Here is a 16,580-nt window from a genome sequence, read left to right as displayed (position 1 = left end):
ACGCCATAGTGTCCGTCCGGACGGTCCGGTTCGGGATCGTCAGGGAGGTTCGAGCTGGTGACTGTGACGACCAAGGGTTCGACCCCGGGGACCCCCGACAACCCCTGGGGCGACACGAAGACCAACGCGCCTTCCAACGGCGTCAACCTCGGGCCCACGCAGCGGCCCAGACCCGTGTTCCCCGAGCCGGTGGTGCCCGACGTGCACGGCCCGGCGCGCGTGGTCGCGATGGTCAACCAGAAGGGCGGGGTCGGCAAGACCACGACCACCATCAACCTGGGCGCGGCCCTCGTCGAATACGGGCTCAAGGTGCTGCTGGTCGACTTCGACCCGCAGGGCGCGCTCTCCGTCGGCCTGGGCATCAACCCGCTCCAGCTCGACCTGACCGTCTACAACCTGCTGATGGAGCGCGGCGTCACCGCCGAGGACGTCCTGCTCGAGACCGGTGTCGAGGGGCTCGACCTGCTGCCGAGCAACATCGACCTGTCGGCCGCCGAAGTGCAGCTCGTCACCGAGGTCGCCCGCGAGCAGGTGCTCGGCCGCGTGATCAAGCCGCTGCTGCCGCACTACGACGTGTGCCTCATCGACTGCCAGCCGTCGCTCGGCCTGCTCACCATCAACGCGCTCACGTGCGCCCATGGCGTCATGGTGCCGCTGGAGTGCGAGTTTTTCGCGCTGCGCGGCGTGGCCCTGCTGATGGACACCATCTCCAAGGTCCAGGAGCGGCTCAACGAAGACCTCGAGATCGAGGGCCTGCTCGCCACCATGTACGACGCCCGCACCCTGCACGGCCGCGAGGTGCTGGCCCGCGTGGTCGACGCGTTCGGCGACAAGGTGTTCCACACCGTCATCAACCGCACGGTGCGCTTCCCCGACGCGACCGTCGCCGGCGAGCCGATCACCACGTTCGACCCTTCGTCCCTCGGCGCCAACGCCTACCGTGAGCTGGCGCGCGAAGTGCTCTCGCGCTGGCCCGCGCCTGCCACAATGGCCAGGTGACCGCCGAGCAGACCGAGCCCCAAGGGTTCCAGGTTCACCTGGACGTCTTCGAGGGTCCCTTCGATCTGCTTCTCGGCCTCATCGCCAAGCACAAGCTCGACATCACCGAGGTCTCGCTCTCCAAGGTCACCGACGAGTTCATCGCCTACATCCGCTCCCGCGGCCCCGAGTGGGACCTCGACCAGACCAGCCACTTCCTGCTGGTCGCGGCCACGCTGCTCGACCTCAAGGCGGCCCGGCTGTTGCCGTCGGGCGAGGTGGAGGACGAGGAGGACCTGGCCCTGCTGGAGGCCAGAGACCTGCTGTTCGCACGACTGCTGCAGTACAAAGCGTACAAAGAGGTCGCCAAGATTTTCGCCGGGCGGATGGCCGAGGAGTCCCTGCGCTTTCCCCGCACGGTGCCGCTCGAGCCGCAGTTCGCCGACCTGCTGCCCGAGCTCATCCTGGGCATCGGGCCCGAACAACTCGCCAAGATCGCTGCCGGGGCCTTCACGCCCAAGCTGCCGCCCACCGTCAACGTGGGGCACATCTACCAGCCGCTGGCGAGCGTCAAGGAGCAGGCGGCCATCCTGGTCATGCACCTGCGGCGCCTCCGGCGGGCCACCTTCAGGGCGCTGGTGGCCGACTGCGAGGGCACCTTCGAGGTCATCGCCCGCTTCCTGGCCGTGCTGGAGCTGTTCCGGGAGTCGGCGGTCACGTTCGAGCAGGTCGAGCCGCTGGGCGACCTGCACGTCACCTGGACGGGCGCCGACGACGGCGACGTCGCGGTGGGGGACGACTACGAAGAATCCGCGGAGAAACCATCCCATGACTGACAACCCACTGCCCAACCCCCGCAAGTCTCCCGACTCGGAGCCGCCGCTGCCCGCCTGGATGACCCTCCCCGGCTCCCTCATCCAGCCGGGCGCCCCGGAGGCGGAGACCTCCCCACGCGACGACCAGGCGCCGCCCCACGAGGACCCACCCCAGGACGACACGCCATCCCGTGCGGAGACGCCGGTCACGGACGACACGCTGGTCCGGGACGACACGCTGTCTTGTGCAGAGACGCCGGTTGCGGACGACATCCCCGCCGTGGGCGAGCCGGTGCTCCAGAGGGGCGGGCCCGTCCGTGGGGAGACGCCGCACCAGGACGATACGCCGTCCAGGGATGGGACGCCGCCGGATGAGGGCCTGGCACCGGACGACGAGCCGGTGCGGCAGGAGGAGCCGGCCGCGGGGGCTGACGGACCGGCCTTCGCCGCTGACGAGAAGGCCGAGGGCGACGGGCCGGTGACCGGCGCCTCCGGTCGCGACGAGGCGGCGGACGGCACGCCCACCACCCCGGCCACGGGAAACGGCGACCTGACACCCGGCGACGAGCCAGGCCAGGACGCCGCCGCCGGGCCCGCGGTGGGCGCCGAGGAGACCGAGCCGGGGGAGGGGCCGAGGCTCGAGGCGGCGCTTGAGGCTATCCTGCTTGTCGTTGACGAGCCGGTCGCCGAGGTGACGCTGGCTCAGGTGCTCGAACGGCCCACCCACGAGGTCGCCGTGGCGCTGCGTGGGCTGGCGGCGGAATACACCGCCGCCGGACGGGGTTTCGATTTGAGAGAAGTGGCGGGTGGTTGGCGTTTCTACACGCGTGCCGGCTGCGCGCCGCTGGTCGAAAGGTTCGTACGCGACGGCCAGCAGACGCGGCTCACCCAGGCCGCGCTCGAAACACTCGCGGTCGTGGCCTACCGGCAACCGGTGAGCCGTTCCCGCGTCGCCGCCGTACGCGGCGTCAACAGCGACGGTGTCATGCGCACACTCGTCGCCAGAGGGCTGGTCGAAGAGGCCGGCACCGACCCGGAGAGCCAAGCGGTGCTCTACCGGACAAGCTCATACTTCCTTGAACGTCTGGGACTACGGGATCTGAGCGAGCTCCCCGAGCTCGCGCCCTTCCTCCCCGACGACGTGGAAAACCTCGAGGAGACAACAAAGTGATCAACAGGCGCAGCACCCCGTCCGGTGATGGACGCGGTCGTGGACGCACGGGCGGCTCCGGCCGTGGTGGGCGTCCCGCCTTCCGCTCCGACGACGCCCGTGGCGACTCCCGGCGTGACGACTTCCGCGGTGGCACCGGCCGAAGAGACTCCAGAGGTGGGCCTCGGCGTGACGACTTCCGTGACGACTTCCGGGGCGACGACCGTGCCCGCGGCCGCGACTCCGTAGGCGACGCCCGCCCCTCCCGCGACTCCCTTCGCGCCGACCGGGGCGGCACCCGCGCCCGGTACGGCAGGCCCGCCGGGCGCGACGACGCCGGCGGCCGCTACTCGCGAGGAGCCGACCGCGACGACCGCTCCACACGCGGCGACCGCGGCGACCGCGGCGACCGCGGCGACCGCGGCGAGCGCGATGGCCGCGACGACCGTTACGGACGTGGTGAGCGTCCTCGTGGCGACCGGGACGGTTACCGTTCCGAGCGTCGCGACGAGCGCGGTGGCGGTTACGCGTCCGGGCGCGCTGGTGGTTACCGTTCCGAGCGCCGTGATGACCGCGCAGGCGGTCAGCGTTCCGAGCGCGGCGACAGGTTCGAGCGTGGTTACCGGTCTGAGCGGCGTGACGAGCGCGGTGGCGGTTACCGGTCCGAGCGGCGTGACGAGCGCGGAGGTTACGGGTCCGAGCGGCGTGACGAGCGTGGCGGAGGTTACCGGTCCGAGCGGCGTGACGAGCGCGGAGGTTACGGGTCCGAGCGACGTGACGAGCGTGGCGGAGGTTACCGGTCCGAGCGGCGTGACGAGCGTGGCGGAGGTTACCGGTCCGAGCGGCGTGACGAGCGTGGCGGAGGTTACCGGTCCGAGCGGCGTGACGAGCGCGGAGGTTACCGATCCGAACAGGGCGGCAGGGCCGACCGGGGTGGTTACGGGGGCGAGCGGCGTGAGGAGCGCGGCGGGTTCCGGGCCGACAGGAGCGGGCGTCGTGAGGCCGCTCCCCGGGACACCGAGTCCACCAGGTCCCGCTACGGCAGGCGGGACGGCGATGCCCGCACCGGGCGCGACGCCGGGCGTACCGGGCGCGACAACGGGCGTGCTCCCCGGCGGGACGACGTTCAGACGATCGGGGGCAGGCGCAGCGGCGGACGTGGCTACGGCAGCCCCCAGCACGACCGGGTGAAGGCGGCCCGCCAGCCCCTGCGCGACCGTGACTTCTACCCTGAGGGCTACTCCGACGAGCGCGACACCACCGAGGTCCCTGACGGCGTGCGGCTGCAGAAGGTGCTCGCCCAGGCGGGCGTCGCCAGCCGCAGGGCGTGCGAGGAGATGATCGGCGAGGGCCGGGTCACGGTGAACGGCCAGGTCGTACGGAGGTTCGGCGCCAAGGTCGATCCCGCGACGCAGGTCATCCACGTCGACGGGAAGCGCATCCCCACCGCCCCCGACCTCGTCTACTACGCTCTCAACAAGCCCATCGGCGTCGTCTCCACGATGGACGACCCGCAGGGTCGCCCGTGCCTGGCCGACTACGTCGAGGAGCTGGCGCCGAGGCTGTTTCACGTGGGCAGGCTCGACACCGAGACCGAGGGTCTGCTGCTGCTCACCAACGACGGCGAGCTGGCCAACAGGCTGACGCATCCGAGCTATGGGGTGCAGAAGAAATACTGGGCCAAGGTGCCCGGGCCGATCCCGCGCGACCTGGGCCGCAGGCTCAAGCAGGGCATCGAGCTGGAGGACGGCATCGTCAGGGCCGACAGCTTCACCGTCGTGCAGGAACACGGGCAGCAGGCGCTGGTCGAGGTCGTGCTGCACGAGGGCCGCAGGCACGTCGTACGGCGCATGCTGGAGGTGGCGGGCCACCGGGTGATCGACCTGGCCAGGATCGAATTCGGTCCGGTGAAGCTGGGCCGTACGAAGCCGGGCACCATCCGGGCGCTCAGCCTGAAGGAAGTCGGCGAGCTCTACGCTGCCGTGAAGCTGTAACCTGGCCGGACGAAGGAGCCCGTGCGATCCTCGCACGGGCTCGCCCGGTTAGGGGAAGGGGACCGACCACATGGTGCGCGCGATTCGTGGGGCGATCCAGGTGGACGCCGACGACCGTGGCTCGATCATCGAAGGGACGACCGAGCTGGTCAGCGCGATCATGGAGCGTAACGAGCTGACCCCCGATGACGTGATCAGCGTGCTGTTCACGGCCACGCCCGATCTGACGGCCGAGTTTCCCGCGCTCGCGGCGCGGAAGCTCGGTTTCCACGAGGTGCCGCTGATCTGCTGCACCGAGATCGCCGTGCCGGGTGGGCTGCCCCGCGTGGTGCGCCTCATGGCCCACGTGGAGACCGACCGCGCGAGGGCCGAGATCCAGCATGTTTACCTGCGTGGCGCGGTGGCACTGCGGCAGGACATCGCGCAGTGAGCGACCGGGCACCACATAACGAGATACTGGCTATCCCAATGGCCCGATAAATCAGGACACCAGATGGAACTTCGCACCGTGCTCGTCGTCGGCACCGGTCTCATCGGCACCTCCGCGGCGTTGGCGCTGCGCAAGCGCGGTGTGCGCGTGCTGCTCGCCGACCGCGATCAGGGAGCCGTACGGCTGGCACGGGAGCTCGGGGCGGGTGAGGAGTGGCGGCCCGGCGGCCCGCACCCCGCCCAGCCCGGCGACCCGGCGGCCGAGAAGCCAGGGCGGGGGCACGTGGGCCCCGCGGGCGAGGAGCCAGGGCCGCAGGACGGCCGGGCCACTGAGCAGGCCGACCTGGCGATCATCGCGGTGCCCCCCGCCCACGTGGCGACCGAGCTGCTCGAGCTGCAGCGCCTTCAGGCGGCCAGGTTCTACACCGACGTCGCCAGCGTCAAAGCCGAGCCCATCCACCGGGCCGCGCAGCTCGGCTGCGACCTGTCCGCCTACGTCGCCTCCCACCCGCTCGCCGGCCGCGAGAAGTCCGGCCCGGGGGCGGCCAGGGACGACCTTTTCCTGGGCCGGCCGTGGGCGCTGTGCCCCACGGCCGAGGCCGACCCCGAGGCGAAGGCGGCCGTGCTGCGCCTGATCGAGTTGTGCGGCGCCAACGCGGTCGAGGTCAGCGCCACCGACCACGACCGGGCTGTCGCCGTCGTCTCCCACGCGCCCCACGTCGCGGCCTCCGCCGTGGCCGCGCGCCTGGCCGACGCCACCGACGTCGCCCTCGGCCTGGCCGGGCAGGGCGTGCGCGACGTCACCCGGATCGCGGGCAGCGACCCCGGGCTCTGGCTCGGCATCCTGTCGGGCAACGCCTCCCCGGTCGCCGAGGTGCTGGAAGCCGTCGCGCACGACCTGGCCGACGCGGCGAGCGCGCTGCGGGCCCTGGCCGAGGGCGACGGCACCGCGACCGGCGAGATCACCCAGCTGCTCAAGCGGGGTGTCGTCGGCCACGATCGTATCCCCGGCAAGCACGGCGGCCCCGCCTCCTCCTACGCCGTCGTCCAGGTCGTCATCGGTGACCGTCCCGGCCAGCTGGCCCGGCTGTTCCAGGTGTGCGACGAGGTCGGCGTCAACGTCGAGGACGTGCGCCTGGAGCACGCCCCAGGGCTGCCGCTGGGCATCGCCGAGCTGTCGGTGCAGCCCGACGCGGCCGCCACGCTCTCCGAGGCCCTGCGCGAACGCGGCTGGCAGGTTCCCTAGCAGCCGATGTCACGTCCGAGCCTGCTCGATCCGTCTTCGGGGCGAATCGAGGAGGTAAGGAAGATGAGCAACATCCTGGTTCTGGGCGCGGGCTACACCGGCATCGCGGCGGCCGTCAGGGTCGCCGCCAAAACCCGCCGCGTGGGCGGCAGGGTCAGGCTGGTGAACGCCTCGCCCACCTTCACCGAGCGGCTCAGGCTGCACCAGACGGCGGCGGGGGAGTCGCTCGCCGTGCACCCGCTGGACGAGATCGTCGCGGGCACCGGCCTCGACGTCGTGCTGGGCCGGGTCGCCCGGCTCGACGCGGCACGCCACGAGGCGCACCTCGACGACGGGCGTGTGCTCGGCTACGACAAGCTGATCTACGCGCTCGGCGCCGTCGCAGACGCCTCGGTGCCCGGAGCCGACAGCCACGCCTACACTTTCTACGACCACGAGCAGGCCGTACGGCTCTGCGGGCATCTCGGCACGCTGCGCAGCGGCACGGTGGTCGTGGTGGGCGGCGGGCTGACCGGCATCGAATCGGCGGCGGAGTTCGCCGAGGCGCACCCGCGCCTGCACGTCGTCCTGCTGTCCAGGGGACGGCCCGGCTCCATGATGGGGGAGCGGGCCCGAGCCCACCTGGACGCGGCGCTGGAGCGGCTCTGCGTCGAGGTGCGCACCGGCGTGGAGGTCCACAAGGTCCTGCCGGACGCCGTCGAACTGGTCGGCGGAGAGCTGATTCACTCCGACGTGACACTCTGGACGGCCGGCACCCGGGGTCTGCCCCTGGTCGCCGGGTCCGGGCTGAGCGTGGACGCCCGTGACAGGATCGTGGTGGACTCGGCGCTCCGCTCGGTGTCACACCCTGACGTGTACGCCGTCGGCGACGCCGCCGCGGTCACCCAGAAGTTCGGGGTGCTGCACGGCACCTGCCAGGGCGGCATCCCCACCGGCCTGCACGCGGCCGACTCGCTGGCCGCCACCCTGCGAGGGAAAACCCCGAAACAGTTCAGGTTCGGATATATCCACCAGCCGGTCAGCCTGGGACGGAAGGACGCCGTCATCCAGTTCACCCGGCCGGACGACAGCCCCCGCCGGTGGTATCTGAAGGGACGGGCCGCCGTCGCCTACAAGGAGATGGTCAGCAGCAGCCCGCTGCCGACGTACCGGCTGCTCAAACGCGGGCTCGTGCCCGTCAGGGCGTTCGCGTTGAGCGCCGGGATCCCGTGAGATGAGGGCGGCGCGGCGGACGGGGCCTCCCAGTCCCCGTCCGCCGCGTCCCAGCGGGTCAGCGTTTGGTGACGGCCTCGCTCACGGCGTTCGGGCCGTCGTACTGGCGGTCGGGCATGGCCTCCAGGGCTTCGACGATGTCCTTGCTCGCGTTGTGGTCGCGCGCGGCCTTGATCAGATCGGCCTTGCCGGCTGGGTAGTCGACGCCACCCAGGTGTTTCTGCAGGTCGATCGGGTTAGGTGCGGTACTCATGAGCGCCTGCTGCCCCCGTTCGGTGAGACGTAACCGCACGCCTGTGCTCAGCCGCCGGCCCGTTCCAGCCGCCGTCGTGCCCGCTCCACGGCGCGCGGCAACCCCCGCCGCTCCGCCAGCGCCCCCGGAAGGCGCGGCACGGCCGTGCGCAGCCCCTCCCATCCGGCTGGTCCCGCCCGCAGGGCGTCGAGCGCCCGCCGCGCCACCACCGGCCACGGGCGGCGCAACACCGCGGTCAGCACGGCGTTCCGCAGGGCCAGCACCTGCCTGCCGCGCGGGTCCTTGGCCGGCGACGGATGGTGGTGGGCCACGACGTCGTCCACGTACGCCAGCCCCCACCCCTTCGCGGCCAGGTCGACCGCCAGGCGCTCCTCCTCCCCGAAGAAGAAGATCACGTCGTCGAAGCCGTCCGCCTCCAGGAACGCCTCCCTGCGCACCACCGCCCCGCACGCCAGGAACCCCAGCACACTCGGCCCCGGCAGATCCGGCTCCCTGCCGAGCGGCGAGCGACGCATCAGCTCCGACACCGGATCCAGCCGCTCCTCCGGGCCCACCAGCACGCGCGCGCCGAGAACGGCCAGCCGGGGATGGGCGTCCAGCACGTCGGCGGCCCGCTCCAGCGCGCCAGGCGCCCACCAGGAGTCGTCGTCGGCGAAGGCCACGTACGGTGTTCCGGCCATCCGCACGCCGAGGTTGCGGCCGGGAGCGCCGAGATTGGAACCCGGCTCGACCAGCAGGACGTCGGGGAAGTGGCGGCGCACGAACCAGGCCGTCCCGTCGGTGGAACCGTTGTCCACGAGGATCACCGGCCGCGGGTGCATCGGAAGGGATCGGGCCAGTGCCCGAAGCCTGTCCTTGCTGGCCACGACGACTGTGACGCGTGCTTCGTCTGTCACAAGAGGTCACTTACCGGGGCGGCGGCCGTTAGTCCTGCCGTGGGCGTTGACGGGCGGCCGGGGCAGGGGCGGAAACCAGCGTGACGACCAAGAGACGGTGGTGCCGGGGGTGGCGGTTACCGCGTACCAGGCCCGCTGCTTGGGTGGCGGCCACCCTCCACAAGCTCACTGTTTCGGGGTGCGTTGGGTGATGGCGTGTTCGACACCGTCGAGAATGGCGTGTAGGCCGAACTCCTGGATCGTGGTGGCCGAAGGGGCGGCCTGCGTGGTGGCGAGCAGCGGGAAACGGTCGGCGTTGAGCAGGAGCAGGTCGCGCATGATCGGGGCGGCGTTGCCGGCCGTCCAGGTCTGGGTGCCAGGGGTGGCGGCTGCGTGGGTGGCGCGGATGTGGTTGGACACCAGCATGATCGCGTCCAGGCGTTCGCGTTCGGTCAGGGGGGTGTCGGCCAGGGCGCTGAGGGCGCTCTCTGGCCACCCGGTCTCTCGTGGGCCCATCACGCGGTCGCCCGCGGTGATCGACGGCAGCCAGGGGCGGAGCCTCCAGGCGGCGGACAGCTGGCGGGCGTACTCTTCGAGCTTGGCCCGCCATCCGCAGACCCCGCTCAGGTCGGGGGCTGGGCCGACCGCGGCTTCGATCATGACGGCGATCAGTTCGGCCTTGTCGTTGACGTAGCGGTAAAGGGCCATCTTGGTGAAGCCGAGCTCGGCGGCGACTCGTTGCATGGAGACCGCCTCCAGTCCCTCGGCGTCGGCGACCTTCACGGCGGTGTCGGCGATCTGGGCGATGTCGAAGGCGGGCCTGGGGCCTCTGCTGGGCGGTTTCCGGAGGCCCCACAACAGCTCGGCCACTGCTTTCTGATCCTCGCTGGCCGGCATCGCCGCCCCTCCCTCTTGTCATGCCACCTAAACCGTATCTATCATACACAGTGTCCTATAGACACAGTTATCCTCCGGCCCCAGGACAGGAGGTGCTGCCGCGCCGACAGGGCGAGAGTTTCGCGATGAACAAGGTGGTGCCGGACGTGTCGATGTTCCTGGACGGAACGTCATCGGCTACTGAAAGGTAGAGGAAGCAACCATGGGAAAGTTGCGCGTTCACAACTTCACCGTCTCGCTGGACGGCTTCGGCACCGGAGAGGGTCAAGCTCCCGGCGCCCCGTTCGGTCACGCCGGTGAGCGCCTGCACGACTGGATGTTCGCCACCCGGTACTGGCATGAGATGGGCGGCGGCCGCGATGGGAGTGTCGGCGCCGACAACGCATTCGCTGCGATGCACGGTCGCGGCATCGGCGCCGAGATCATGGGCGCCGGCAAGTTCGGCCCGCCTGGCTGGCAGGACGACCTCGACTACAAGGGCGCGTGGGGCACCAACCCGCCATTCCACACGCCGGTCTTCGTGCTCACCCACCGGCCGCGGCCCTCGGTCGAGATGGAGGGCGGCACCACGTTCCACTTCCTTGACGCCTCGCCCGCGGAGGCGCTCGAGAAGGCCCGCAAAGCGGCCGACGGCCAGGACGTGCGCCTGGGCGGCGGGCCCTCCGTCATACGCGACTTCCTCGCCGAGGGGCTGGTCGATCACATGCACGTCGTCCAGGCCCCGATCCTGCTCGGCCGCGGCGTCCGGCTCTGGGACGGCCTGGAGTCGCTGGAGGAGGCGTACCACATCGAGGCGGTCTCCACGCCCTCTGGCGTCACTCACCTGACGTTCACCGCCAAGAGCCGGTGACCGCGAACGCAACCGAGCCGTATGTGAGTGGAGACCATGGACACCTTCATCAAAGACGTGGCGTCGTTGGTCAGCGGCATCGACGACGAGTACGCGATCACGAAGCAGATCGCGGCCAGTTGTCCGGTCTGCTGGCCAGCGACTACCGGCTTCCCCGAGAGTTCACCCGGCCGTCGGAGGAGCACCATGCCACGTACCCGCTGTACATCGCCCCCGACGACAGCTGGTCACTTGCGTCCGTCGTCTGGAACGTCGGTCAACGCACACCCGTGCACGGACACGAGACATGGGGTGTCGTCGGGATCTACTCGGGAGCCGAACGCGAGCTCCGCTACGTCAAGCCCGCGGCGTCCGAGCCGGGGAGAGCCCTGACGCCCGCCGGCGAGCAGGTGTGGGAACGCGGGCAGGTCACCGTGTGCTGTACGACCGACGACGACGTCCACGCCGTCACAGCCCTCGGCGACCAGCCCACCGTCGGGATCCACGTCTACGGAGGCAACATCGGCACCATCAGCCGGCGGTTGTACGATCCGGCCACTGGAGCAGTCCGGTGGTTCGTCTCTGGCTGGGACAGCCCGGCAGGCGAATGAGGGGAAACCCAAGCCCCGGCCCCGAGGGCGGCACCCGCAGCGGATAGCCGGGGCGTCCCGCCCGCATGTCAGACTCGCCGACGAGGGTCTCGACGTCGCCGCCCTTCTCGGACTCAAATTCCTGGACGGTGTCCGCGCAGGTGAGTGCACCGTCCGACAAGGTGTACGTTGGCGCGGAGCCTGAGGCGGGGTGCGTACGCGGGAGAGCCGGTCGCCACCGTGCACCTGCCGGCCAGGGTGCCGCTCGGCCGCCACGGAGGCTGGATCGCCGACCGAGCCGGAGGCTGTAGCCTCTTCAAGTCGGGTGGAACAACGTGAAGAGGGAGAGACCGTGACGGGTCTGGTCGTCGCCATGGACGGCCCTTCGGGGTCGGGCAAGTCGAGCGTCTCGCGCGGAGTGGCCCGCGCGCTGGGCCTGCGTTACCTCGACACCGGGGCGATGTACCGCGCGATGACGTGGTGGATGCTCCGGCAGGGCGTCGACCTGGCCGACCCCGGCGCGATCGCGGCCCGCTGCGGCGAGCCGCTGATCGTCTCCGGCACCGACCCCGACAGCCCGGCGATCCATGTCGACGAGGTCGACGTCGCGGGGCCGATCAGGGAGGCCGACGTCACCGGCTCCGTCTCCGTCGTCGCCGCCGTCCCCGAGGTGCGCGCCCGCCTGGTCGCGCGGCAGCGGGAGATCATCGGCGCCGGTGGCATCGTGGTCGAGGGCCGCGATATCGGCACGGTCGTCTGCCCCGGCGCCGCCGTCAAGATCTATCTGACGGCCAGCGCCGAGGCGCGTGCCCTGCGGCGCAGCGCGGAGCTGGCCGGCTCGACAGCCCGGGCGCAGCAGGAGGCCATGGCCAGGCGTGACACCCTCGACTCGACACGTAAGGCCGACCCACTCTCGATGGCGGATGGCGCCGTCGAGCTCGACACCACCGCGATGCGCCTCGACGAGGTCATCGCGGAGGTGCTGAGACTGGTCGCCGAGCAGACGGGCCCGGGCGGGCCCGGCGGCGACCGCATTCGCGAGCGCACCTGACGAGCAGGTGCGGTACTCACTAAGGACGAAACATCGTGTCAACGGGGGATTGGGTCGAGGCCGACCTCGACGATCTTGAGATCACCGAGCACGGCGACGCCGTGCCGCTGCCGGTCGTCGCCATCGTGGGGCGGCCGAACGTCGGCAAGTCCACGCTGGTCAACCGCATCATCGGCCGCCGCGAGGCGGTCGTCGAGGATGTGCCGGGCGTCACCCGCGACCGCGTCACCTACGAAGCCAACTGGCGCGGCCGCCGCTTCACCGTGGTCGACACCGGAGGATGGGACCCTGACGCGACCGGGATGAACCTGCGCATCGCCGAGCAGGCCCAGATCGCGGCGGAGCTGGCCGACGTGATCGTGTTCGTGGTCGACACCACCGTCGGCGCGACCGACGCCGACGAGACCGTGGGCTCGGTGCTGCGGCAGTCGGGCAAGCCGGTCATCCTGGCCGCCAACAAGGTCGACAACCAGCAGCTTGAGCTGGAGGCGGCCGCGCTGTGGTCGCTCGGGCTCGGCGAGCCCTATCCCGTCTCCGCCCTGCACGGCCGCTCCAGCGGCGACCTGCTCGACGTGGTGCTCGACGCGCTGCCGGAGACGCCCGAGGTGACGTTCGGGGCCGAGCGCGGGCCCGCCCGCGTCGCCCTTCTCGGCAAGCCCAACGTCGGCAAGTCCTCGTTGCTCAACAAGCTGGCGGGGGAGGAGCGGGTCCTGGTCGACCCGATGGCCGGCACCACCCGCGATCCGGTTGACGAGCTGGTCGAGCTGGGCGGGCGCACCTGGCGCTTCGTCGACACGGCCGGCATCCGGCGGCGTGACCGCGAGCTGCAGGGCGCCGACTTCTACGCCGCCATGCGCACGCGCGCGGCCCTGGAGCGCACTGAGGTGGCGATCGTGCTGATCGACGCCAGCCAGCCGCTCACCGAGCAGGATCTCCGCATCATCGGCCTGGTCATCGAGTCGGGGCGGGCGATGGTGGTCGCCTTCAACAAGTGGGACCTGGTCGACGAGGACCGCCGCTACTACCTGGAGAAGGAGATCGACCGGCAGCTCGTCCGCACTCCGTGGGCGCTGCGCGTCAACATCTCCGCCACGACGGGGCGGCACGTCGACCGGCTGGTCCCCGCGCTGGAGAAGGCGCTCGACTCGTGGTCCACGCGGGTGCCCACGGCCCGGCTCAACGCGTTCCTGACCGAGCTGGTGCAGCAGACGCCGCCGCCGGTGCGGGGCGGCAAGCAGCCGAAGATCCTCTTCGCCACGCAGGCGTCGGTGGAGCCGCCCAAGTTCGTGTTGTTCACCTCGGGCTGGCTGGAAGACACCTACCGCCGCTTCGTGGAGCGCCGCATCCGCGAGGAGTTCGGCTTCGCCGGGTCGCCGATCGAGGTCACGATGAAGATCCGGGAGAAGCGCTCGAAAAAGGACCGATAGCTCGCCTGGGGGCGGCAAAGGTTTTGCCGTCCCCCTCCGTGGGATCGTAGGATTTACCGCAAACGTCGACGGAGACGAGTAGCCGAGGTCCCGCACGGGCCGAGAGAGCCGCCGGCAGCTGTGAAGGCGGTCCCGTGCACCTCCGGCGAAGACACTCCCGAGTGCGGGGAGGAAATGCCCCGCCGCCTGACTTCCGTCATCGGGTCCTCGAGGCCGCCTCGACCAGGGGCGGCGAAAGTGCGGTGGCACCGGGAGCTCCCTTCTCCCCCGCACTCCCAAGGGATCATGCATTTCCTCGTGAGGAGCTGTGATGATCTCTCGTGTCATGTCGGCGGAGCTCGCTGAGCACGCCGGGCAACGAGTGACGATCGCCGGCTGGGTCCATCGCCGCCGGCAACTGAAGTCCGTGTCCTTCCTCGTCGTCAGAGACCGCACCGGCCTCGCCCAGGCGGTGACCGCGCGCGACCTGCCGGGCGAGGAGAGCGTCGTCGAAGTCACCGGCACCGTGACGGCCAGCCCGCAGGCCCCCGGAGGGTTCGAGCTGGTCGCGCCGGAGATCGAGGTGCTGGCGGAGCCGTGCACGGCTCCGCCGTTCGACCTCTACCGGCCGGAGCCGGGTGCGACGCTCCCGACGATCCTCGACCACGCCCCCGTCGCGCTGCGGCACCCCCGCCTCAGGGCGCCGCTGGAGATCGCGGCCGCAGGCGTGGCCGGGTTCCGCGAGACGCTCGACGGGCTCGGCTTTACCGAGATCCACACCCCGAAGATCGTCGGCTCGGCCACCGAGTCCGGCGCGAACGTCTTCGGCATCGACTACTTCGGCAGGCCCGCCTACCTGGCGCAGTCACCGCAGTTCTGCAAGCAGGCGATGGTCGGGGTGTTCGAGCGGGTCTACGAGGTCGGGCCCGTCTTCCGCGCCGAGCCGCACGACACCGTGCGCCACCTGGCCCAGTACACCAGCCTCGACGCCGAGCTCGGCTTCGTCCGCGACCACCGCGACGTGATGGCGGTGCTGCGCGAGGCGATGGCGGGCATGCTGGAGTCGGTACGCCGCCGTGCCGCCTCCGCCGCCGCCCTGCTCGGCGCCACGTTGCCCGAGGTGCCCGCCGAGATCCCGGCCATCCACTTCACCGAGGCGCAGCGGCTGACGTCCTCCGAGGAGCCCGACCTGTCACCCGCGCAGGAACGCCGGCTGTCGGAGTGGGCGCTGCGGGAACACGGGTCGGAGTTCCTCTTCGTCACCGGCTACCCGATGGCCAAACGGCCCTTCTACACCCACCCCGATCCCGCCAGGCCGGGCTACTCCAACGGGTTCGACCTGTTGTTCCGAGGGCTGGAGCTGGTCACGGGCGGGCAGCGGCTGCACGCGTACGCGGACTACGTCGCCGCGCTGGCCGCCCGGGGTGAGGGGACGGAGGCGTACGAAGGGTATCTGCAGGCATTCACGTACGGGATGCCGCCGCACGGAGGGTTCGCCCTGGGGCTTGAACGGTGGACGGCGCGGCTGACGGGCGCCGCCAACATCCGCCAGGTCACCGCCTTCCCCCGCGACCTGCACCGCCTCTCCCCGTAACCTTCCCGCCTGCCGTCCATCGCCCGGCACCCCTCAGCGGGTCCGGGCGATGGACGGCATGAGCAGCGCGACGCCCGCGCCGAGCACGCAGATGAACGCCGTGACGAGGAACATCTCGGTGTACTCGACGTGCAGCGCCGCCTGCACCTTCGCGGTGTAGTCGGCCAACTGCCGCTGGTAGGTCACGGCGTCCACACCGAACGGGAGCGGCGTGTCCAGGTGGGCGGTCAGCGACTGGAACCGGTAGAAACCCCACGCCGACACGGCCGCGATGCCGATCAGCATGCCCATCATCCTGGCCACCACGACCGCCGCCGAGGCGACGCCGTGCTGGGCCGCCGGGCTCACCCGCAGCACCGCCGACGAGACCGGCGCGATGACCAGCCCCAGACCCAGCCCGGCGACGACCAGGTGGAGGTCCATCAGCAGGCCCGCGCTCTCCAGGTCGAGCGGCCAGCGGCTCATCAGCCAGTAGCCGGCCGCCGCCAGCACCATGCCCGCCACCGCCACGGCCCGATCACCCGCCTTGCGCGCCAGGAGCCCGCCGAGCAGCGCGCCCACCGTCAGCGCGGCCAGGAACCTGGCCAGGATCAGCGACGCCCCCAACGCGTCGGCGCCGAGCAGCGTCTGGGCGGTGAACTGGACGAACACCATGGTCACGAGCAGCGAGGCCCCGGCCAGGAAACTCACCGCCAGGGTGGCGAGCAGCGGGCCCTTGCGGGTGCCGGACAGGTCGAGCAGGCGGACGGGGGAGCGGACCTCCCACCAGACGAAGAGCACGGCCACCAGCGCGCCGGCGGCGATCACGGGCAGGCCCCACGGGGGAAGCACTGCCTTGGCGGGGTCGGGGTTGTACAGGCCGACCACCAGCAGACCGAGCGCCAGCGCCAGCAGCCCGCCGCCGACCACGTCCACCCGCCCATCACCACCCGCGGGAACGAACCGCCCCCGGGGGATGTCCGCGGGACCGTCGCCCGCTTCGGCTCCTGCGGGGATGGATCGCCCTGCGGTGGTGCCCGCGGGACCGTTGCCCGTTTCGGTCGTGTGTGCGGGGAGCGATCGTCCTCCGGCCGTGCCCGCGGGGCGTTGTCCCGCTTCGGTGGCGTCCGCGGGGAGTTGTCCCGGTTTGGTGGCGTCCGCGGGGACGGTGGCCGTTCGGAGAGAACGTACGGGGCGGCCAGGGACCGTGAGGTGGACGGCGACGGCGGCGAGGGCGGCGAGGGGGAGGTTGATCCAGAAGATGGCGTGCCAGCCCCCCAGC

Annotated in this window: 16 protein-coding genes; 12 read left to right on the top strand and 4 right to left on the bottom strand. The window is 71.2% G+C overall.

The window, feature by feature from the left end:
- The first annotated feature begins 63 nt into the window (after nt 1-63).
- The 7 genes from E1294_RS20330 to E1294_RS20300 all read left to right on the top strand — a co-directional run bounded on the left by E1294_RS20330 (nt 64) and on the right by E1294_RS20300 (nt 7,824).
- On the top strand, nt 64-999 hold the full coding sequence (locus E1294_RS20330) for a ParA family protein (protein WP_425465074.1): 936 nt from the start codon (nt 64-66) through the stop codon (nt 997-999).
- Nucleotides 996-1,814: a segregation and condensation protein A gene (locus E1294_RS20325; protein ID WP_132510364.1), complete on the top strand. Its 819-nt coding sequence runs from the start codon at nt 996-998 to the stop codon at nt 1,812-1,814. The genes E1294_RS20330 and E1294_RS20325 overlap by 4 nt, the downstream gene beginning before the upstream one ends.
- A gap of 529 nt (nt 1,815-2,343) precedes the next feature.
- Complete coding sequence (gene scpB, locus E1294_RS20320; RefSeq protein WP_425465214.1) at nt 2,344-2,964, top strand: SMC-Scp complex subunit ScpB; 621 nt, start codon at nt 2,344-2,346, stop codon at nt 2,962-2,964.
- Complete coding sequence (locus E1294_RS54605; protein WP_246083140.1) at nt 2,961-4,937, top strand: pseudouridine synthase; 1,977 nt, start codon at nt 2,961-2,963, stop codon at nt 4,935-4,937. Before scpB ends, E1294_RS54605 begins: the two co-directional genes overlap by 4 nt.
- A gap of 70 nt (nt 4,938-5,007) precedes the next feature.
- Entirely contained in the window at nt 5,008-5,367 is a 360-nt protein-coding gene (gene aroH, locus E1294_RS20310) for a chorismate mutase (protein WP_132510362.1), read from the top strand.
- A 63-nt stretch (nt 5,368-5,430) separates the two neighbouring features.
- On the top strand, nt 5,431-6,612 hold the full coding sequence (locus E1294_RS20305; RefSeq protein ID WP_132510360.1) for a prephenate dehydrogenase: 1,182 nt from the start codon (nt 5,431-5,433) through the stop codon (nt 6,610-6,612).
- Nucleotides 6,613-6,675: 63 nt separating this feature from the next.
- On the top strand, nt 6,676-7,824 hold the full coding sequence (locus E1294_RS20300) for an NAD(P)/FAD-dependent oxidoreductase (protein ID WP_132510358.1): 1,149 nt from the start codon (nt 6,676-6,678) through the stop codon (nt 7,822-7,824).
- A 58-nt stretch (nt 7,825-7,882) separates the two neighbouring features.
- On the opposite strand, the gene E1294_RS52825 is transcribed toward E1294_RS20300, so the two are convergent.
- The 3 genes from E1294_RS52825 to E1294_RS20285 form a co-directional block, all read right to left on the bottom strand.
- Nucleotides 7,883-8,077: a DUF2795 domain-containing protein gene (locus E1294_RS52825; protein WP_165977391.1), complete on the bottom strand. Its 195-nt coding sequence runs from the start codon at nt 8,075-8,077 to the stop codon at nt 7,883-7,885.
- Between the two features lie 47 nt (nt 8,078-8,124).
- The gene (locus E1294_RS20290) at nt 8,125-8,973 is read right to left on the bottom strand and encodes a glycosyltransferase family 2 protein (protein WP_132510354.1); all 849 of its coding nucleotides are present in this window, start codon (nt 8,971-8,973) and stop codon (nt 8,125-8,127) included.
- Between the two features lie 165 nt (nt 8,974-9,138).
- Entirely contained in the window at nt 9,139-9,849 is a 711-nt protein-coding gene (locus E1294_RS20285) for a TetR/AcrR family transcriptional regulator (protein WP_132510352.1), read from the bottom strand.
- A 202-nt stretch (nt 9,850-10,051) separates the two neighbouring features.
- Between E1294_RS20285 and E1294_RS20280 the strand changes: the two genes are divergently transcribed.
- From E1294_RS20280 to aspS, 5 genes are all read left to right on the top strand, one after another.
- A complete protein-coding gene (locus E1294_RS20280) occupies nt 10,052-10,699 on the top strand; it encodes a dihydrofolate reductase family protein (RefSeq protein ID WP_132510350.1) in 648 nt (215 codons plus the stop codon).
- A gap of 119 nt (nt 10,700-10,818) precedes the next feature.
- Entirely contained in the window at nt 10,819-11,289 is a 471-nt protein-coding gene (locus E1294_RS20275; protein ID WP_220447835.1) for a cysteine dioxygenase family protein, read from the top strand.
- A gap of 331 nt (nt 11,290-11,620) precedes the next feature.
- A complete protein-coding gene (cmk, locus tag E1294_RS20270) occupies nt 11,621-12,319 on the top strand; it encodes a (d)CMP kinase (RefSeq protein ID WP_132510348.1) in 699 nt (232 codons plus the stop codon).
- A gap of 35 nt (nt 12,320-12,354) precedes the next feature.
- Nucleotides 12,355-13,746: a ribosome biogenesis GTPase Der gene (gene der / locus E1294_RS20265; protein WP_132510346.1), complete on the top strand. Its 1,392-nt coding sequence runs from the start codon at nt 12,355-12,357 to the stop codon at nt 13,744-13,746.
- 310 nt (nt 13,747-14,056) lie between these two features.
- Complete coding sequence (gene aspS, locus E1294_RS20260; RefSeq protein WP_132510344.1) at nt 14,057-15,319, top strand: aspartate--tRNA(Asn) ligase; 1,263 nt, start codon at nt 14,057-14,059, stop codon at nt 15,317-15,319.
- A gap of 33 nt (nt 15,320-15,352) precedes the next feature.
- Here aspS and E1294_RS20255 read toward each other — a convergent pair.
- The coding region (locus tag E1294_RS20255; RefSeq protein ID WP_484213981.1) for an MFS transporter at nt 15,353-16,580 on the bottom strand (1,228 nt) is incomplete at its 5' end.

Source organism: Nonomuraea diastatica (genome assembly GCF_004349015.1).
In the GTDB taxonomy this organism is placed as follows: Bacteria; Actinomycetota; Actinomycetes; order Streptosporangiales; family Streptosporangiaceae; genus Nonomuraea; species Nonomuraea diastatica.
The sequence above is the reverse complement of the archived record's forward strand: the minus strand, read 5'-3'. Positions and strand labels throughout refer to the sequence as shown.